This window comes from Zoogloea sp. (genome assembly GCF_017302315.1).
Taxonomy (GTDB): domain Bacteria; phylum Pseudomonadota; class Gammaproteobacteria; order Burkholderiales; family Rhodocyclaceae; genus Zoogloea.
The window spans coordinates 18,953-38,143 of sequence record NZ_JAFLDT010000023.1 but is presented as its reverse complement, the minus strand read 5'-3'; the positions used below and the strand labels follow the sequence as shown (position 1 = coordinate 38,143).

Sequence of the window (19,191 nt, the reverse complement as noted above, 5' to 3'; positions counted from 1 at the left end):
TCCAAGATCCGGAGTGCCAATGCTGTACGTATCCCGTTCTTCGCGCGTGGCGCGCAATGCCGGCTTCACGCTGGTCGAACTGCTGGTCGTGCTGGCCATCCTGACCCTGCTGGTGGGCCTCGTCGGTCCGCGCATGCTCGGCCAGCTCGGCGGTGCCAAGAGCAAGACCGCCGGTGTCCAGATCGCCGATCTGGAGAAATCCGTCGAACTCTTCAAGCTCGGCGTCGGTCGCTTTCCGTCGGACGAGGAGGGGCTGGAGGCTCTGGTCAAGAAGCCGGCCTCGGCCAACGGCTGGGATGGTCCCTACCTGAAGGGGGGCTCGGTGCCCCTGGACCCGTGGAACAACCCCTACCGTTACAAGCGCTCCCCCAACGGTGCCGATGTCGAGATCGTCTCCTATGGGGCCGATGGCGCCCCGGGTGGCGAGGGTGAAAACGCCGACATCCGCAATGGCAAGTAGCAGTGAGGGCCCGGCGCTCAGGCCGGGCCTCCCGAAGGCGCGCCGCGCCTTCAGCGGTTTTACCCTGCTCGAACTGATCGTTGCCTTTGCGGTGATTGCATTGCTGCTGGGCCTTGCGCCGGTGGCTTTCGGCAAGCTCATGGAGACTTCCCAATACCGCAGCACGGTGCGCCACATGCTTGCCGGCATGACGGCAGCGCGCCAGATGTCCATCCAGACCGGGCAGAGCACGGTGTTTTCCGTGGACACGGAAAAGCGGGTTTTTGGCCCCCAGGGCCGGATGGACCACACCTTGCCGGACTCCGTGGATGTCCGCCTGGTGGTGGCGGGCATTGAGTCGCGGCAAGGTGGCGGCAGCATCCGTTTCTATCCGGGGGGAGGCGCCACCGGTGGCAGTGTCGATGTGCTCAAGCGTACCGGCGACGGCGTGCGCCTGCGGGTTGATTGGCTGCTGGGAACCGTCACCCAGGAGCCGATTTCCCGATGAGCCTGCGCTCCCCGCGCGCCCAGCGGGGCTTTTCCCTGCTTGAGGTGCTCGTTGCTTTCGCCATCATGGCCCTGTCCCTCGCGGTGCTGTACCGGACCAGTGGCGGCAGCGTGCGCGCCGTAGCCGATGCCGAGAACTACGAGCGGGCGGTACGCACGGCCCGCTCGGTGCTCGCACTGCAGGACGGGGTTCCCGAGTCCGGGCTTTTCATGGAGGGGGTGGATGGCGGGATGCGCTGGCAGATGCGCACCGCGGCTTACCCCTTGCCGCCGCTGCCCGGGCCTGCTGTGCCATTGCACCGGGTGGACGTGGAGGTCCGGTTCGGAGATCCGGAGCATCCCCGCTCCGTCGTTCTGTCGAGCCTGTTGCCACAACTTCGGCCACCCCCAGGAGCGCCCCGGTGAAAGCAGGGCGGGAAGGCGGCTTCACGGTTATCGAATTGATCATTTCCCTGGTGATCGTGGCGATCATCATGGTGGGTTTGCTGACCGCAATGCGCTCCCTTGGCTTGACCGAGGAGAAGCTTGATGCGCGGCTCGCCCTGGTGGATGAGCGTCGGGTGGTCTCCGGATTCCTTGATGATGTACTTGGCCAGGTGGTTCTCCGTCCCCGCCAGTCCCTGGCCGGTACGCCCGGCGAAAGTACGTTTGTCGGTACTCCTGCCGCGCTGGAGTGGATCGGGGTGATGCCGGCGCGGCACGGCGTTGGCGGACTGCATCATTTCAGGCTTCAGCGTGGGCTGACCAGTTCGGGCGGCGATGCATTGCTCTTGTCATACCTTCCCTACTTCGGGGGCGAGGTTCTGCCGGACTGGTCGCTGGCGGAGCAGCGGGTTCTGGTGGGGCGCCTGGAGGGGTTTTCCCTGGCCTACCAGCTTGATGATGGCGGCGAGTGGCTCGGCGAATGGCGCAACAGCCCGGACCCGCGAACCCTTGCCCGTATCCGTGTTTCGATCCTGGCTGCCGGCAGCGAATGGCCGCTGCTGGTTCTTCCGGTGCGCAGCCTGTTGCCGGCGGGCGCGTCCGGCCGCATTGTGACCGGAGCCGGATCGCCATGAGATGTGCTTCCTCACCTTGCAGAATCGAGGCGGGTTATGCACTGGTGGCCGTCCTGTGGATGGTCAGTGCCTTGATGCTCCTTGTCTCGGCGCTGGTCTTCCAGGCCCGCACCGAGTTGCGTACCGTGACGGCGGTTCGAGACACGGCTTTGGCCGAGGCCCGGGGTGATGCCGCCATCCAGATGGCCTTGCGCTTCATTGCATCCGATGTGAAGCAGTTTTCGGCCCAGCGGAGTTTGGATGTCGAGTTTGACGGCGAGGGCGTGCGTGTTCTTGTGACGCCCCTGAACGGGCTGGTGGCGATCAATGCTGCACCGGAGCCCTTGCTGACGGCCTTGTTTGCGCATGGTGCCGGTCTTGATCCGGCGACAGCCCAGACGCTGGCACAGCGCGTGATTGACTGGCGCGATCCGGATGGCGCAGCCCTTCCCCGGGGGGGTGAAAACCCGGAGTACGCCGCGGCAGGCGTTCCGTTTCGTACCCGTGGCGGGGCTTTTGAGGCTCCCGAGGACCTCCTGCAGGTGCTTGGGATGGACCTGGAAACCTATGATAAAATCAGAGGCTTGATCACCGTGGATGGTGGTTCGGCGCGCACGAATCCGCTTGCGGCGCCTTTCGAAGTCTTGCTCGTGCTTGCCCAGGGGAATGCCGCCGTCGCCGAAAGGGTTGCCGCCGCGCGAGATGCGGGGCAGGTTCAGGTAGATACCACCACTCTGATGCAGGAATTCACTGATCAATCCTCCTCGTCGCGTTTCCGGCTGAAGGCGTTTGTGCCCCTTGGCGCGGAGCGTGCCATCGTGCGTACGGTGACGGTCGACGCCGCGCCCCCTCCATCCTCCCGTCTGCCTTGGGTTGTGCTGCGTTCGGAGCGCGCCCTTGGCATTGACGGAAGTGCTTCCGTGGCGCAGCGCTGAATGAGCAGTTCCAAGAGTCAATACGATCTTTTCGGGCTCGACCTGGCGGCCGTCGGCCGCTATTTCCGGGACGGATGGGCGGATGCGGCTGCGTGGCCGCTATTTCGCTGGTTCAATCCGCAGCCACCGGTACGCGTGATGGATGAGACCGGGCGGACGAGCGTGCGCCTCGGGGTGTCCGCCACGCCGGTTAATTTCAAGGGAAAGGTGGAGCGGACGGCCGTCGAACTGCCTGAAGATCTGGTGCTGCGCCGGCGTCTGATCCTGCCTCGTCTGGCAGCCAGGGATCTGGAGGCTGCAGTGGCCCTTGATGCCCGCAGCGCCAGTCCTTTTCCGGAAAGCGATCTGGTGTGGGGGTTTGCTTTGCGCCCGGCGGGGGAAGGAGATGTCCTGCACGTGGCGTCCGTGCTTTCGTCGCGAGCGCTGATCGAGCGTCATCTGGCAAATCTGCAGGTGGAGGGTCTGCCTTCCCTGTGCGAGGTCTGGGCGGGAGGAGAGCAGCCCGTTGTCGTGCGCGGTTTCGGCGAGGCGAAGGGCAAAGGTGAGGGCGAGGGGCGGCGCCTCCGCTGGGTGAATCGGGGTTTGCTGGTGCTGGCAGTGGCCCTTGCGGTGGCTATCGCACTGACGCCCCTGCTGCAGTTGCGCGAACGGATGTTCGACGCCGTGGTGCGCAGCCAGAAGCTCGCCAAGGCCTCATCGCCCCAGGTCAATCTGCGTGCGGATCTGATGAAGTTCAATGCCAGTCTCGAGAAGGTGGGGAGCGCGGTTGCGGCTTACGGAAATCCCCTCCTGACGCTGGACGAGTTGTCGCGCCTGCTGCCTGATGATGTGCTTGTTAACTCCCTGGAGTTCAAGGGCAATACGGTCCGCATTGCCGGCCAGGCCGCCAACGCGGCCCGGCTTCTCGATCTGCTGTCCGCGCAGCCTGGTTACAGTGAGGTCAAGGCACCAACAGCGACCACGCGGGTGCAGGGCAGCGCCAAGGAGTACTTCACGATTGAGTTCAAGGTCGACCGGGCGGAGAAGGCTCAATGAAGCTGATTCGTCATCGGGCGGTCGTTGCCGTGGGTGTGACCTTTGCCGTTGTCATCGCAGTCGTTGCGGTGGCTGCGGGCTATGCCTGGGAGCGGTATCTTGCCGCCCAGGCCGTCATCGAGGAAATCGAGCCCCGCTATGCCCGCTTGTTGGGGCTTCAGGGGGCTGATGGCCCCCTGAAGAAGACGGTGCTCGATGCCTATGCGAGTCTACGTCGCTGGGCCTATCCGGCCGAGCAGGATTCCGGCAAGGCGGGCAATGACGTGCAGCAGCGGGCGCGGAAGGCGGCAGAGGCATCGGGCATGAACATCGTCAGTAGTCAGGTGCTGCCGGTCCGTTTGGAAAATGGCGTCGAGCAGATACCGGTGTCCCTCACCCTTGAGGGCGGCCTCCAGGGCCTGCAGATGACGCTCGCTGCACTCGCCGGTGATGCCCCGGTCCTGTTTGTGGATACGCTCAGCCTGCGGGCCATCGATCGCGGTGATCCCAAGCAGCCCCAGCTGGTTTCCGCGACGATGGTTGTCATGTCCCTGCGGATCCAGCCATGAGAATCAAGCTTTGGCCTGTGCTTGTGGCCTTGAATCTGGGGCTTGCCTGGGGGCTGGGCGCCCTTTGGCTGGACGAGGATTTTGACCTGAAGAATATTCTCTGGCGGGCTCCGGTGGCGATTCCGCCTGCATCCGACTCGCTCACCGTCCATCGGATCACTCCACTGCAGAGGGATCTTTCCCAGCTCAACAGCACGGGTGAGCGTCCCCTGTTCTGGGCCAGCCGCAGGCCTCCGCCACCGCCGCCGCCGGTGAAATCGGATGCCGAGCAGGAGCCGGATCCCCTTGCGGATATCCGGCTGGTTGGTCTGATGATTGGTGGCGAGCAAAGCGGCGTGATTGCCCTTACCGGTGGCAGGTTCCGCCGCGTCATGGTCGGTCAGACGCTGGGCGCTTGGTCGCTTGACGGCGTGGACGGCAAGACCGCACGCTTCAAGGGTGCAGGCGGCGAGATGCGCTCACTGGATCTCAAGCATGCGGTGCAAGGGGCTCCGGATGGGGCTCTGGCCCAAGGGGGCGGGGGGGGCGGAGCCGACGGTGGGCCCCGGATAATGGGAAGCGACGGTCAGTCGCGAACAGTGGATGAGGAAATTGCCGCGCGCCGCGCGCGCAAGGCGGCCCTTCTGGCTCGCGGCAACAAGCCTCCTCCTGCGCAGTGACACTACACATGGATTTCCTTCGGATGAATCGGCTGCAATCTGTCTTACTGGCCTGGTCCCTGGGGCTGGCGCTGTCGATGGGGGCGCTTGCCCAGGATGTGCCCGACGCCCAGACCTCGCCCCTGCTGTCGGCCGAGGCCTCGGGCAGGGCCGGCGTCGAGGCGCCGGCAACGGTCGACGCCTATCGGGCGGATGGTTCGGTGCCGTCAGCCGAACCGCCGGCCAGTTCTGCTGCGCAGGCCGCCAAGGTCAAGCGCTCGGGGCCTGTTCTCATCAAGGGAAACGACCAGCTCTTGAAGCTGCCCGCTACGAGAAATCTGGTGGTGTCGGATGACAAGGGGGTTGGTCTTCGTTTCGAGAAGGCCCCCGTAACGGAAGTGATCCACTTCATCATGGGGGATCTGCTCAAGCTCGATTACGCCATTGTGCCCCCGCTGAGCGGCGACATCACCCTGCATACGCAGGGGGCAGTGCCCAAGGATCAACTGCTGGGCATTCTGGAGTCCCTGCTTCTGAACAACGGCATTGTCATGGTGCCTGATGTCAATGGGCGCTATCGCATCGGCAAGGCCGAGACGATGAAGAGTGCCGTGCCCGTTCCCCGTCGGGCCGATTCCAACCTGCCGGGATATGGCAGCGTGATCATTCCCCTGCAGCATATCGGCGCGGCCGAGATGGCCGACATTCTCCGTCCGGTGGCCGGGCCTGAAGCCTTTGTGCGTGTTGATGTCCTGCGCAACGTGCTGGTGCTGGTGGGCTCCCGCAATCAGGTCGAGGGATGGCTCGAGATTGTCTCCACCTTCGATGTGGACATGCTCAAGGGCATGTCAGTGGGGCTCTTTCCCCTTGAGAACTCCTCGGTCAAGGAAGTCGAGACGACGCTACGCTCGCTCTTTGCCAGTGGTGAGGCGGGTGGTGGTTCTGCCGCAAAGCCCGCCTCTTCGGGGACGGGCACGGGAAAGACGGATGATGCGGGTTCTGCGGCAGTGCGCATGGCGGGCCCCCTCGGCGGGCTGATCCGGGTGCTCGGCATCGAGCGACTCAACGCGCTTCTTGTGATCACGCCCCGCGCCCACATGTTGGAGCAGGCCAAGTCCTGGATCGAACGTCTGGACAAGCCCATGGAGTCGGACGGCGAGGCGCAGCTATATGTATACCCTGTCCAGAACGGGTCGGCCCAGCATCTGGCCAATCTCCTCAATGGGTTGTACGCACCTCAGTCATCGACCAACACGGGCCAGTCGGCAACGGGTGTGGCCCCCGGCCTTGCGACCGCAACCCAGGGTACAACGGGGTTTGGAACCACGACGGGTACCTTGGGCTTGACGACCGGGACTGGGGGGTTTGGAACCGGGGCCACCAACCTCGCCTCGACCCGGTCGGGTCAGAATGCCCAGGTCATTCCCTCCTCGGTCACCCAGGTGAATCTGGGCAAGGATGTGCGCGTGGTGGCCGACAACAACAACAACGCATTGTTGATCCATGCTCCGCGCAGGGACTACAAACGCATTGAGGCAGCCCTGCGCCAGCTTGACATCACCCCTAACCAGGTACTTATCGAGGCGAGCATCGTCGAGGTCACCCTGACTGACGAGACCAAGTATGGTCTGCAATGGTATTTTGAAGGCGGGCTAGGCAATGGCGGCTGGCGTGGTACGGGCGTGCTTGGAAATTCCTCAACGGGCGCCATCAATACCGCTCAGCAAGGTTTCTCCTACACCGTCACCAATCCCCTCGGGGCGGTCCGTGCGGTGCTTAACGCCATGGCGGACAAGCAACTGGTCAACGTAATATCGTCGCCGTCGGTCATGGTGCTCGACAACCAGACCGCTTCGATCCAGGTGGGGGATCAGCAGCCGATCCGTTCATCCACGACGGTGACCGACGGCGGGGTCAGCACCTCATCGATCCAGTACAAGGATACCGGTGTCCTTCTTTCGGTGACCCCTTCAGTCAATGCCGGCAATCTGATCTCCATGCAGATCAATCAGAGCATTTCCGACGTAGGGAGCATCGATTCGGCCACCGGTCAGCGCAGCTTCCTGCAGCGGATGATCGCCAGCAAGGTGGCAGTGCGTTCGGGCGAAACCATCGTGCTCGGCGGCTTGATCCGTGACAACAAGGGTGACGGCAAGCAGGGTATTCCGTGGCTCCAGGATATTCCGGTGATCGGCGCCCTGTTTTCCACAACCACTTTGTCCAAGACCCGGACGGAGCTGTTGGTGATGATCACCCCGCGGGTGGTGCGTACCGAGCAGGATGTTCGTGAGGTGGGCTCGGAGTTGAAGTCCAAGATGCAGGGGCTCAAGCCTTTGCTGGGTATCAAGCGCTGACGGTTCCCGAGATCTGCTTTCCCGGGAGCGCATGGATTGTTCCAGAAGGTGAAATGATGAATGAAGTCATGATGTTTTTTAGGTCCGGTGTGACTTTTTCCTGGTTTGGGCGCCTCAGATCGTGGGGTATCATCGGGGCCGCCTGTCTTTCCGTATTGGGAGGCTGCGCCACGTTTGCGCCGCGCGAGCCGGAGGCGGATGTAAGGGAGCGTGCCCAGGCAAGGTGGGATGCCCTGGTTGCAGGTAACTGGGAGAAAGCCTACAGTTTCGCCACGCCTGCTTACCGCAAGGCCGTTGATCTTTTCGGTTTTCGCGGCCGTTCCGCGCCCGCAGCTAAACTTAAGAGTGCAGATGTCGTTAACGTAAAATGCAAGGACGCAACCTGCGATGTAACCATGCGCATTGGTTTTGCGCCTCTGCAACGGGGTTACCCGGAAACCACGACCGATCTCGAGGAGCGTTGGATACTCGAAGCAGGTGAGTGGTGGCGGTACGAGCGATTCTAGTTTTCGGGCCCATGGCCCGAGCCTGTGAATAGCCTGTATGTGTATGTAAAATTTCGTTGTTTTTGTGCAACAGGGCATGACGCAATTGTGTTTGCAGGCTGTTCAAAAAAATTGCTGTCTGTGCTATGGTGTCATCCAGCGTAAGACTTGATTACGTTGCGTTCATTTTTTGCTATTTAGGAGTTCTGTATGAAGAAAAAGCTTCTTGCTGTTGGTGTTGCGGCCACTCTGGGTGCGCTGTCCGGAGTTTCGAACGCAGCGATCACCGTTGCGCAAAATGGTGTGGGTCATATCAACATCCTGCCGTACTACTCTGTTCAGAGCGGCAACACCACCCTGATCAGTATCGCGAACACCGACGAAGTTAACGGCAAGGCTGTCAAGGTCCGCTTCCGCGGCGCTCAGTTCTCCGACGACGTCTTTGACTTCCAAGTCTTCCTGTCCCCGGCTGACGTCTGGACCGCTGCTGTGACTCTGGACGGCACCGTTGCCCGCCTGGCTACCAGCGACAAGTCCTGCACCCTGCCGACCAGCGTCAATCAGCAGTTCGTGACCGCCCGTCTGCTGGATGCCAACAAGGCTCAAGGCACCCGTGAAGGCTATGTTGAGATCATCAACATGGGCGACATCGTCAGCACCGCTAACGGTGGCTCCGCTGCTCAGGGCGCTCTCTTCACTGCCACCAAGCACGTGAATGGCGTTGCTCCTTGCACCTCTTCCGTCCTGGTCGGTACTGGTGTCGAGCCCAACGACCTGACCGCCTCCCTGTCGGCTCCGACCTCCGGTCTGACCTCCTTCGCGACCATCATCAACGTTGCTTCCTCCAAGGCCTTCACCATCCCCGGTACCGCCCTGGTTCAGAGCTCCGCTGTGCCCGTTCGCTACGCCCGTCAGGCCAACCTGACCACCGGCACCGCGTCCTTCCCGCTGATCGCCTTTGACGCCGCCACCACCGCTGACAGTGTGTTCAACACCGCCACCGGCAACGTGCGCATGTACGAATTCGACCTGCCCGACCTGTCGACCCCGTACGGCACCGCCAACGTGACCGCTCAACTGGCCGAGCTGCAAGGCATCCTGGCCAAGGGTTCCGTCGTTACCGAGTACGCCACGGCTGATAACATCCTTGCTGCTACCGATGTCGTCCTGTCCCAGCCGACCCGTCGTTACTACTACACCTGGACCGACACCCCGGCTGCTGGCACCGATCCGCTGCGCACCCTGGCCACCGTTGCCGGCGCCACTGGCCCCTACGCCAGCCTGGCTGCTGCCACCAACTCCGTGGTCGTCGGCGCTCCCACCGTCTATGACCGTGAAGAGCGTACCGTGGTTGATCAGAGCAGCATCGTGATCTCCCCGAACCCGCAAGGTTCCGCCACCTGGACCCTGATCGGTGAAGTGTCCGTTGTGTCCATCAACAACGGCTCCGCTCCGTCCGGCGCTCTGAAGGCCAACATCACCGCTCAGGATTACACCTTTGCTTACGATGATGGTCTGGTTCGTCTGAGCACCACCAGCGCCAACGGCCCGCTGCCGGTTATCGGCTTCACCGCGGTGAACGTGTTCAACTCCAGCGTTGGCGCCTCCGGCACCAACTACGGCCAAGTTCTGCCGCTGAAGTGGTAAGTTGAGCTGTACCTAAACACCCCTTCGGGGGTGTTGAATGACAAAGGCGGGCTTGTCCCGCCTTTGTCATTTTTGTTGCGAGTTCAGGGCCATTGCTTGTGATGAACCTCCATTGAACAGGTGTTGTCTTTTCTGCTTTTCCATTCGGAGTGAGCAAATTGAAGTTGTCGAATCTTCACATCGTTCCTTTTGTTTTTGCCGCGCTTGTTTCATACCAGTCTCATGCGGGTGACGAGATCGTTGCCACTCATGGCAAGGCTGCTGTTACCGCCGCCGATCTGCAAGCTGATATGGTCGGACGATCGCCCGAGTTGCTGAAGCGCATGCGCGAGCCCGGTTCTCCTTCCGGTGAGCGAATGGCTGCCGACATCATGCTGCGTCGCTTGGTGGCGAACAAAGCGCGTGAGGAAGGGCTTGCCACTCGCAAGGACATTCTTGATCGCCTCAAGTTGGCGGAAGAACGTGCCTTGTACGAGATCTACATGGAGCAGGCCGAGTCCAAAGCCGTGTCCGAGAGCCAGGTGGAAGCCATCGCTCGCGATGAGTACAAGGCATTTCCGGAAAAATTCACCAAGCCTGAGGAAGTACGTGCGCGCCACATTCTTTTCCGGGCTTGCGGCAGCGATCGGTCCGCCTCCCGTGCGCTGGCCGAGTCCGTGCTCGAAAAGCTGCGCAATGGCGAGTCCTTCGAAGAACTTGCCCGGCAGTACTCCGATGATCCTGGCTCAGGCAAGCGGGGTGGTGATCTCGGGATGAAGCCGAAGGGCACGATGGTGCCCGAATTCGAGGCGGTCGCCTTCGCCATGAAGAAGCCGGGCGAGCTGTCCGGGATCGTGGAGACCAACTTCGGGCTGCACATCATCCGTTTCGAAGAGCGTCAGGCGCCGGTGCTGCGTCCCTTCGACGAGGTGAAGGAGGCCCTGATGGAGAGCGTTCGCACTCGCATGCGTGGTGAGGTGCGCAAGAAGATTGCCGATCCGCTGCGTGATCCTGCCACGATCAAGATCGACGCCGATGCCGTGCGGCGGGCCGTGAGCAAGTAACACACACATCTCCCTCATGCCTGTACCGTGCATCTGCAGCAGATCCCCGGGGATGCTGTTGCGATGCTATTGATGCCCGCGCCCGCTGCACAGCCCATGGCCTCGGTCCACGAGGGGACGAAACATGGATTGTGCAGCGTGAGTGCCGGACGGATTCAATGAATATCCTTACCGAACTGTGGCAGCAGCGCTGGTTGTTCCTCACCTTTGTCCGACGCGAGGTCACCAGCCGCTATTCCGGAACGATTGCCGGTGGATTGTGGGCGCTTGGTCAACCCGTGCTCCTGTTGATGATCTACGGATTCGTCTTCCGGAAGGTCTTCAAGGTCGGCTTTCCCGAGCTGGGTGAGCACAGTTTCGTGGCCTTCGTGGCCTGTGCCCTGTGGCCGTGGATGGCCTTCCAGGAAGGGGTGCAACGGGCGACCCACGCGGTCGTCGGCAATTCGGGCCTTGTGAAAAAGGTGCATTTTCCCCACGAATTGCTGGTTTTCGCGTCAATTGGCGCCACCTTCTTCATTCACTTCGTGGGTTTCATGGTGGTCATCTGCGCCCTCGCCCTTGGTGGCGAGCCCTTCCGGTTTGTCGGGCTGCCGGTGGTGTTGATGGGCTGGCTGGCGTTGCTGCTGCTGGCATCCGCGATAGCCCTGGTGACGGCATCCTTTCAGGTCTTCCTGAAGGATATCGACCACATGCTGGGCCCGGCGCTGATGATCATGTTCTATGTCACGCCTATTCTGTATCCCACCACGCAGGTGCCGGAGTCAGTGCGCTGGATCGTTGCCTTCAATCCCCTGGTGCACCTGCTCGAGCCTATCCGCGCCGGACTGATGCACGGGGATCTCGCGGCCTTTGGGCAGTTGACCCTTTTCGTGCTGGGTGGAGGCGCGGCCGCGTTTGCTGCGGTGCTGTTGTTCCGGCGTCTCTCCGATTATTTCGAGGATTTCATCTGATGAGCGGGAGTCCTGTTGAAGCGCCGCTGATCAGCCTGTCCGGCATCGGCAAGTCCTATCCGATAGCGAATTCCGCCGCCGGGCGTATCCGCACCCTGTATTCCCTGCTGCGCCGCCAACCTTTCGCGGAGCGCTACGATGCGCTGACCGACATCAGTTTCGACGTGCGCAGGGGTGAGTCCCTGGGCTTGATCGGCGTGAACGGTGCTGGCAAATCGACCTTGCTGAAGATCATTGCCGGTGTGGTCAAACCGACGGCGGGTGAGCTGAAACTGCGGGGCCGCATCAGTGCCCTGCTGGAGCTGGGGGCAGGCTTTCACCCGGAATACACCGGGCGTCAGAACGTGTTTCTGGCCACGGCCCTGATGGGCCTGAGCGAGCAGGAAACGCGGGAGCGACTTGATGACATCCTGGCGTTTGCCGACATCGGCGAGCACGTGGACCAGCCGATCAAGCATTACTCCTCGGGCATGATCGTGCGCCTCGGATTCGCGGTCGCCACAACGGTCAGCCCGGACATCCTGATCACTGACGAAGTGCTGGCGGTGGGGGATGAATCCTTTCAGCGCAAGTGCATTGCCTGGATGGAGAACTATCTTGCCAACGGCGGCACGCTGCTGCTTTGTGCGCATAGCATGTTCCATGTCCAGAAGCTCTGCCAGAAAGCCGCCTGGATTCATGACGGACGCCTGAATGCCTATGGTGATTCCAACCGGGTGACGCGGGAATACCTGGCCTGGCATGACGCACGCAACGCTCCCAAGGCCCAGGATCACGCCACAGCCATCAAGAGCGGCCACTATGCCGTCCTGTCCGTGACGCTAAACGAGCGTCCGGGCCACGAAGGCGTCACCATGCAGGAAGGGCGCGCGCTGCGTGTCGCCGGGCGGCTGTTCTCGCCGGATGGTCGGGCTCCCACGGCCCTGGTGGGCTTTGTGCGCAAGGATGGCATGCCGATCTATGGTGTGTCGTCGGAGATGGAGGGGCATGTGCTGTCGCGCGTTGCCGACAACGAATTCGCCTTCGAGCTTGAGTTGCCCGAGTTGTCGCTGCTGCCCGGCGAGTACACCATCAAGACACATGCGCTGGATCCGGAGGGCTATCGCTTGTTCGACGAAATCGTCTGCGACCTGACCGTGACCGGCGAGAGCCGCGAGCTTGGCGTGTGCCGGCTGCCCCATCGGTGGAACACCGTCTGAGCCTGCTGGTGCCCCCGGCCTTCGGCGCTGTCTTCGGCCTGGCCGCGGGCCTGGCGGGAGCGCCCGTTCTGGTTGCGCTCTGTCTGACCCTGCCCATGACCCTTACCCTGGCCTGGGCCGACGTCCTGCGCCGGAGGGCCGGCCTCGTCAGCGTCGCCGGTGGCTGGGTGCTGGCCGTGCTGCTCGTCCTGACCAGTCTCGCCATCCTCGCTGTGCTGGGATTCCCGGCCGTGGGCAGCAGTGCGCTGATGCTGGCCGCCCTGCTTGCGCCGTACGTCCGACGGCGGCGTTCCCGCAGTCTGCAGTCATCATCCTCATCTGCACCACCGTCCTCGTCTTCCCTTGTCTTGCTCCTTGCTCTGGCCGCTTTGCCCCTGGCTTTCTGGGGTGAAAGCCTGTGGAGCGCATCGGCCGGCATTGCCGGCGGGGGGCCTCAGCGGATATGGCAGGACTGGTATTTTCACGGGGTGCTGATCGACATGCTGGGGCAGGGAGGTCTGCACCCGGTCCATGATCTGCGCGGTGTGGGTTTGCCCCTCGCGCCCTATCACTATCTCGGCTATGGCCTGGTGGGGTGGCTGTCGGCGCTTGGCGGCGCCCGTGGCATTGATCTGGCCTTTATCGTCTGGTGGCCCCTCGGCATGCTGCTGCTGCTCGCCGCGGCGTCGGAATGGGTCTTTCGTCTGCGTCCCGAGCGGCCCTGGCTGGCGCTGGCGCTACCCTTGACGCTGTTCTGGCCCGATGCGGCCGGGCTGGGGTCCGGACAGGCTTTCCTGGGGTGGCACTGGCTGCAGACGATCTCCCCCGGCAGCCTGTATGGGTGCGCGGTGGCCCTGTTGCTGGCAAGCTGGCTGCATGGCCGGCAGCAGGATCCGGCAGCACGCCCCGTGTGGAGCCTGCTGGTGTTGCTGGCGGGGCTGGCGGTGGCCATGCTGTTCAAGGCGCAGATCATTCTGTTGGCCGGGCCACTGCTGCTGTTCTGGTGGGCGTTGACCCTTCCTGGCCCTGCGTTCCGACGCAGGATGATCGTGGCGGGAATGACCCTGCTGGCGCTGCTTGTCCTGCTGTGGATACCCTTGCCCGGCCTGCCCCTGATCCATCTCGGCGGGGGCGGATGGCGCGAATACTGGCCGGCGCTGCTGCACCTGCAGGCTCCCGGCTGGCTGGCCGGCCTGCATGAGCCGGCCCTTGCCCCCATCGCCATTCTGGTGGGCACCCTGGGCTGGATGTTGCTCGGCATTTTGGCCTGGTCGCGGGCGCCCCGGGCCGTGCGTGTGTGGATGCTGCTGGTCGTGGGGGGTTATCTGCTGTTTGCCCTGGGGCTGGATCTGGACAAGCGCGGCGGTGCCGGTACGCCGGAAGAGCTCCAGCACCGTCCGCTGGTGTGGGTGCTGCCCATGTGGTGGCTGACCACTGCGCCCTTCCTGGTGCCGTCGTCCGACCGCCCGCAGGGTTGGCGTGGCTGGGGTTTTGCCGCCGTGTTACTGGTGCTGGTGGTGGGCTGCGTGGCGGGAATTCGGCTGGGCCCCGAGATACAGCGTGGTCCCGGCAAGATCGATGGGCGTCCGGCACTGCCGAAGGGGCTGGTTGAGGCAGCCGCCCATATCCGGCAGCATGCCCGCCCTGGCGATGTCTGCCAGGGCGCCGATGCCGACCCTGGCTTCCGCCTCACGGCGCTGGCTGCGTGTACGCCCTACTGGATCGGTTTCAACCTGCATCCCCGCAGCTCGGCAGCGGTGCGCGTGCGCGCCGAGGAATGGCAGCGCATGGTCGCCCTGCCGCCACCCGAGCGCCTGGAGGCCCTCCGGCAGGCGGGCATTCGATGGTACAGTGCGGGGCCTTTATCGATGGTCGATGGCTCGCCTTCCGCGCCAGACGATCCTCGCCTGCCCATGGAGCCGGCATTCCGGTCTGGCGATGCCTATGTCGTCTATCAACTCCTGCCCTGACGTGCAGCCCGTGATCCCGATGAACAGCCTGGGGGGCGTGTACGCGCGCTTTCAGGCCGACCTGAATGCCGCTGCGGCACGGGTCATTGCCAGTGGCTGGACGGTTCTCGGCCCCGAGGTGGAGGCATTTGAACACGCCTGGGCCGAGCAGGTGGGCGCCGGGCACTGCGTTGGTGTGGCCAATGGCAGCGATGCCTTGCAGCTTGCCTTGCGGGCGCTCGAGGTCGGCCCCGGTGACGAGGTGCTGACCGTGGCCAATGCCGGGGGCTACAGCACCCAGGCCATCCTTGCCGTGGGCGCCCGTCCGGTGTTCGTGGATATCCACCCCCACTCGCTATTGCTCGACGAGACCGCTATCAGCGGCGTGCTCACCCCACGTACCCGGGCCCTCATCGTCACCCATCTGTATGGCCGCATGGCACCCATGCCGGCCATTCTCGCCATCTGCCGGGCGGCGGGCATCCCGGTGATCGAGGATGCTGCCCAGGCCCACGGCGCCAGCTGGGCGGGGCGGCAGGCGGGGGCGTGGGGCGAGTTGGCCTGCTTCAGTTTCTATCCGACAAAGAACCTTGGCGCCCTGGGCGATGGTGGGGCGGTGTGTTGTGGCGACGCCGGTCTGGCCGCCCGTCTGCGCCAGTTGCGCCAGTACGGTTGGCAACCCAAGTATCAGGTGCAGATTCCGGGGGGCATGAACAGCCGCCTTGATGAAATCCAGGCGGCCTTCCTGCGCGTCCTGCTCCCGGCGCTACCGGCATTGAATGCCGCGCGGCAGCAGGTGGCAGCACAGTATTCCGCGGTGCTCGGGGCATTGCCGGGCGGCGCCCTTCCGCCCCGACCCACCGAAGCCGTCGATGTGGCCCACCTCTTCGTGCTGCGCCATGCCCGGCGCGATGCGCTGCGTGCAGTGCTGCTGGCCCGGGGCATTCAGACCGACATCCACTACCCGCTGCCCGACCACCTTCAGCCGGGTTTCATCGCCCGGCTGGCGGCCCTCGGTGAGCCGCCCATGGCCCCGGCCGGCGCCCTGCCGGTGAGCGAGGCAGCCTGCGCCGAGGTGTTCAGCCTGCCCTGCCATCCCAGCCTGGATGCCGGGCAGGTGCAGCGGGTGTGTGACGCCTTGCGGGAGGTTTGGTGATGGAGACTGGGCGCCCGATTTTCTCGTTGGTCATCCCGGTGTACCGCAACCAGGGCTCCTTGCCAGAGTTGTTGCGGCAGGTGGGGGCGCTGGCCGAACGTCTGCCCGGGGCGCTGGAGCTGGTCATGGTGGTCGATGCCAGCCCGGACGGCTCCTATGGCTACCTCCTCGAGCACCTTCCCCAGCAGCCTTTTGACAGTCAGTTGCTGCTGCTGGCGCGCAACTTCGGCTCCTTCGCGGCGATTCGCGAGGGCTTGCGCGAGGCGAAGGGCGACTATCTGGCGGTGATGGCCGCAGATCTGCAGGAGCCGATCGAGCTGATGGAGCGCTTCTTCACCGCCCTCGCCGCCGATGAGGCCGACGTGGTGGTGGGCAGCCGGGAGGGGCGTGACGACCCCTGGCTGCAGCGCCTGCCGGCACAACTGTTCTGGTCAGCCTATCGGCGCCTGATCAACCCCGAGATTCCCCCGGGCGGTGTCGACGTGTTCGGCTGCACGCGGGGTTTCGCGTCCCATCTGGTGGCCCTGCCCGAGGCCCGCAGCTCCCTGGTGGGCCAGCTCTTCTGGCTGGGGCACCGGCGCAAGGTGTTCGGCTACACCCGGTTGGCCCGGGAGCACGGTGCCAGCGCCTGGAGTTTCCGGCGCAAGCTGGCCTATCTGTCCGACAGCCTGTTTGCATTCTCCGATCTACCCATCCGGGTGCTGCTCGTTCTGGGCGCCCTGGGGCTGGGGCTGGCCCTGGTGCTGGGGCTCGTGGTGGTGGTGGCCAAGCTGACGGGCAAGGTGCCGGTGCCGGGCTATGCCGCGCTGATGGTGGCGATGACCTTCTTTGCCGGCCTCAACGCCCTCGGGCTCGGGCTGATCGGTTCCTACGCCTGGCGGGCTTACGAGAACAGCAAGCAGCGCCCGCTGGCGCTGGTTCTGAAGCAGCATGATTTTAGTGGGGAGGATGCCAATGGTCGATGATGGGCAAACGCCGGAGGCCGCATTGGCCGCGCCGGAAGGGGTCTTCGTGCATGCCCGGGCGCTCTGTGAGAGCCGTCAGGTGGGGCCGGGCTCGCGGGTCTGGGCCTTTGCCCACATCCTGCCCGGTGCGCGTCTGGGGGCCGACTGCAATGTCTGCGACCACGTCTTCATCGAGAACGATGTGGTGGTGGGCGACCGGGTCACCATCAAGTGTGGGGTGCAGTTGTGGGACGGGATCGAGCTGGGGGATGACGTGTTCATCGGCCCCAATGCCACCTTCTGCAACGACCGCATGCCCCGCAGCAAGTGCTACCCGGCGGAGTACCTGAAGACACGGGTCGAGGCCCGCGCTTCTATCGGGGCCAACGCGACGGTGTTGCCCGGTCTCACCATCGGGCGCAACGCCATGGTGGGCGCCGGCGCGGTGGTGACCCGTTCGGTGCCGCCCAACGCCGTCGTGGTCGGCAATCCGGCGCGCATCGTCGGTTATGTGGATACGCTGGGGCAGGCCGAGCCCGGCGTGTCTTCGGGGCCCGTGGCGCCCGCCGTTGCAGGGGGCGTGCAGCTGATCCGGCTGCCCCTGGTCAAGGACATGCGGGGCGATCTGACCGTCGGCGAATTCGGCCGCTCCCTGCCCTTCACCCCGCGTCGCTACTTCATGGTGATGAACGTACCCAGCCAGGAAGTGCGCGGCGAGCACGCCCACCGGGAATGTGAGCAGCTTCTGCTGTGCGTGCGCGGCCGCTGTCAGGTGATGACCGACGACGGCAGCGTCCGGCGTGAGTTCACCCTGGACGACCCGACCCTGGGGCTGTACCTGCCGCCGATGACCTGGGGCGTGCAATACAAGCATTCTGCTGATGCCCTGTTGCTGGTCTTCGCCTCCCATTATTACGACGCCGATGACTACATCCGCGACTATCAGTGCTTTCTCGATACCGTCGCGGCCGGCTCCGGCCCGGCCACATGAGCAGTGGCACTGTTCGGCCGGAGTTGCTGCGCTTCATCCTCGTCGGCGCCCTCAATACCCTGGCGACCACCGTGTTTTACTGGGGCCTGCTGGCAGTGGGCCTGAGCCCGGCATCGAGCTTTGCCGCGGCCTTCGTGTCCGGCATCGGGTTGGCGTGGTGGATGAACGGGCGCTTCACCTTTGCCACCCGCCCGCAGCGGGCCAGCCTGGCGCTCTACCCGCTGGTGTATCTGCCTTCCTGGGCCGTGGGGCAGTGGCTGCTCGCCGGCCTGATCGGGCTGGGCCTTGCTGCCTGGCTGGCCGGGCCGCTGGCCAGCCTGCTCGTGGTGCCCTTCAGTTTTGGGCTCAATCGATTGTTTTTTCGGGGGCGGAGGCAGGGCGCGTCGTCCGGTGCTGAGGTACGCCAACCCCCTCCGGTCACCCCTTTTTCGGATGCAGATTCATGACACTGACGTTTACCGGCGAACGCTTCCTCCCCAGCTGCGAGGGGGAAATGATCTACGAACATTGGCACCGATACCTCTTTGCCCGCCAATACGTGGCCGGCAAGCGGGTGCTCGACGTGGCCAGTGGCGAGGGTTACGGCAGTGCCCTGATGGCCGCCCAGGCGGCCAGTGTCACCGGTGTCGACATCTCCCCCGAGGCGGTGAGGCACGCCAGTGAGCGCTACGGCGGCGGCGCCAACCTCAATTATCTCTGCGCCAGTTGCGCCAGCATTCCCCTGCCGGACGCCAGTTTCGATGTGATCGTCTCCTTCGAGACCATCGAGCACATGACCGAGCACGACGCCTTCATGGGCGAGGTGTCACGCCTGCTGGCGCCGGGGGGGCTGTTCATGATCTCGTCGCCCAATCGCGTCGAGTATTCCGATCGCACCGGCTATCGCAACGAGTTCCACGTCAAGGAGCTGGACGGCCCCGAGCTGCGCAGCTTGCTGAACCGCCATTTCCCCGCCCAGCACTGGTTTGCCCAGCGGCCGTGCTTTCAGTCGATGCTGTGGTCCCTTGAAGGCCCGGCAGTGGAGAACCGGGTGCTTGCCATCGACGGTGACGACGCCTACCCGGCGGAGCTGTACTTCCTGGTGGCCTGCGCGAAGGAGGCCGCCGTGCTGGACCAGGTGGTGCCCAGCCTCAGCCTGGTGACCGACCGGCATCACTCGGTGTACGCCGAGTGGAGCCGGACTTACGCAGAAAACCGGCAGCTGGGGGCAAGGGTGGCCGAACTGGAGCAGCGCCTCGCTGCCGTCCCTGCGCCCCGGGAGCTCTCCGCAGCGGAGCACTTGAAGGGCTTTCTGCGCCGTCTCCTGCGGAGTTAGGGTTCCAGGGGATATGGGGCGCGCCGGGCCATGCACCCGG

At 64.1% G+C, this 19,191-nt stretch carries 20 protein-coding genes; all 20 read left to right on the top strand.

Annotated features, from left to right (window positions below; all coding sequences use genetic code 11):
- The first annotated feature begins 19 nt into the window (after positions 1-19).
- Positions 20-460: a type II secretion system major pseudopilin GspG gene (gspG, locus tag J0L98_RS09315; protein ID WP_296411448.1), complete on the top strand. Its 441-nt coding sequence runs from the start codon at positions 20-22 to the stop codon at positions 458-460.
- Positions 450-947, top strand: a complete 498-nt coding sequence (locus J0L98_RS09310; protein ID WP_296411447.1) for a GspH/FimT family pseudopilin — start codon at positions 450-452, stop codon at positions 945-947. Before gspG ends, J0L98_RS09310 begins: the two co-directional genes overlap by 11 nt.
- Entirely contained in the window at positions 944-1,351 is a 408-nt protein-coding gene (locus tag J0L98_RS09305; protein ID WP_296411445.1) for a type II secretion system protein, read from the top strand. The genes J0L98_RS09310 and J0L98_RS09305 overlap by 4 nt, the downstream gene beginning before the upstream one ends.
- A complete protein-coding gene (locus J0L98_RS09300) occupies positions 1,348-2,004 on the top strand; it encodes a prepilin-type N-terminal cleavage/methylation domain-containing protein (protein ID WP_296411444.1) in 657 nt (218 codons plus the stop codon). Before J0L98_RS09305 ends, J0L98_RS09300 begins: the two co-directional genes overlap by 4 nt.
- On the top strand, positions 1,920-2,918 hold the full coding sequence (locus tag J0L98_RS09295) for a type II secretion system protein GspK (RefSeq protein ID WP_296411443.1): 999 nt from the start codon (positions 1,920-1,922) through the stop codon (positions 2,916-2,918). Before J0L98_RS09300 ends, J0L98_RS09295 begins: the two co-directional genes overlap by 85 nt.
- The gene (locus J0L98_RS09290) at positions 2,919-3,953 is read left to right on the top strand and encodes a PilN domain-containing protein (RefSeq protein WP_296411442.1); all 1,035 of its coding nucleotides are present in this window, start codon (positions 2,919-2,921) and stop codon (positions 3,951-3,953) included. It begins immediately after the preceding gene.
- On the top strand, positions 3,950-4,501 hold the full coding sequence (gene gspM, locus J0L98_RS09285; RefSeq protein WP_296411440.1) for a type II secretion system protein GspM: 552 nt from the start codon (positions 3,950-3,952) through the stop codon (positions 4,499-4,501). Before J0L98_RS09290 ends, gspM begins: the two co-directional genes overlap by 4 nt.
- Entirely contained in the window at positions 4,498-5,160 is a 663-nt protein-coding gene (locus J0L98_RS09280) for a hypothetical protein (protein ID WP_296411439.1), read from the top strand. The genes gspM and J0L98_RS09280 overlap by 4 nt, the downstream gene beginning before the upstream one ends.
- Positions 5,161-5,183: 23 nt before the next feature.
- Positions 5,184-7,493, top strand: coding sequence for a type II secretion system secretin GspD (gspD, locus tag J0L98_RS09275; protein WP_296411438.1), 2,310 nt, complete (start codon positions 5,184-5,186; stop codon positions 7,491-7,493).
- A 53-nt stretch (positions 7,494-7,546) separates the two neighbouring features.
- Positions 7,547-7,999, top strand: coding sequence for a hypothetical protein (locus tag J0L98_RS09270; protein ID WP_296411437.1), 453 nt, complete (start codon positions 7,547-7,549; stop codon positions 7,997-7,999).
- A 189-nt stretch (positions 8,000-8,188) separates the two neighbouring features.
- Positions 8,189-9,625 carry a hypothetical protein gene (locus tag J0L98_RS09265; RefSeq protein WP_296411435.1) on the top strand — a complete coding sequence of 479 codons (1,437 nt, stop codon included), beginning with the start codon at positions 8,189-8,191 and terminating at the stop codon, positions 9,623-9,625.
- Positions 9,626-9,981: 356 nt separating this feature from the next.
- Positions 9,982-10,668 (top strand): peptidylprolyl isomerase, encoded by a 687-nt coding sequence (locus tag J0L98_RS09260; protein WP_296411433.1) that lies wholly within the window; start codon positions 9,982-9,984, stop codon positions 10,666-10,668.
- A gap of 158 nt (positions 10,669-10,826) precedes the next feature.
- A complete protein-coding gene (locus J0L98_RS09255) occupies positions 10,827-11,618 on the top strand; it encodes an ABC transporter permease (protein WP_296411432.1) in 792 nt (263 codons plus the stop codon).
- Positions 11,618-12,817, top strand: a complete 1,200-nt coding sequence (locus J0L98_RS09250) for an ABC transporter ATP-binding protein (RefSeq protein ID WP_296411431.1) — start codon at positions 11,618-11,620, stop codon at positions 12,815-12,817. Before J0L98_RS09255 ends, J0L98_RS09250 begins: the two co-directional genes overlap by 1 nt.
- Complete coding sequence (locus J0L98_RS09245; protein ID WP_296411430.1) at positions 12,802-14,766, top strand: hypothetical protein; 1,965 nt, start codon at positions 12,802-12,804, stop codon at positions 14,764-14,766. Before J0L98_RS09250 ends, J0L98_RS09245 begins: the two co-directional genes overlap by 16 nt.
- Complete coding sequence (locus J0L98_RS09240; RefSeq protein WP_296411429.1) at positions 14,741-15,901, top strand: DegT/DnrJ/EryC1/StrS family aminotransferase; 1,161 nt, start codon at positions 14,741-14,743, stop codon at positions 15,899-15,901. Before J0L98_RS09245 ends, J0L98_RS09240 begins: the two co-directional genes overlap by 26 nt.
- The gene (locus J0L98_RS09235) at positions 15,901-16,866 is read left to right on the top strand and encodes a glycosyltransferase family 2 protein (RefSeq protein WP_296411427.1); all 966 of its coding nucleotides are present in this window, start codon (positions 15,901-15,903) and stop codon (positions 16,864-16,866) included. The genes J0L98_RS09240 and J0L98_RS09235 overlap by 1 nt, the downstream gene beginning before the upstream one ends.
- A gap of 22 nt (positions 16,867-16,888) precedes the next feature.
- Positions 16,889-17,836, top strand: a complete 948-nt coding sequence (locus J0L98_RS09230) for a WxcM-like domain-containing protein (RefSeq protein WP_296411425.1) — start codon at positions 16,889-16,891, stop codon at positions 17,834-17,836.
- Entirely contained in the window at positions 17,833-18,282 is a 450-nt protein-coding gene (locus J0L98_RS09225; protein ID WP_296411423.1) for a GtrA family protein, read from the top strand. The genes J0L98_RS09230 and J0L98_RS09225 overlap by 4 nt, the downstream gene beginning before the upstream one ends.
- A complete protein-coding gene (locus J0L98_RS09220) occupies positions 18,279-19,151 on the top strand; it encodes a class I SAM-dependent methyltransferase (protein WP_296411421.1) in 873 nt (290 codons plus the stop codon). The genes J0L98_RS09225 and J0L98_RS09220 overlap by 4 nt, the downstream gene beginning before the upstream one ends.
- Positions 19,152-19,191: the final 40 nt, after the last annotated feature.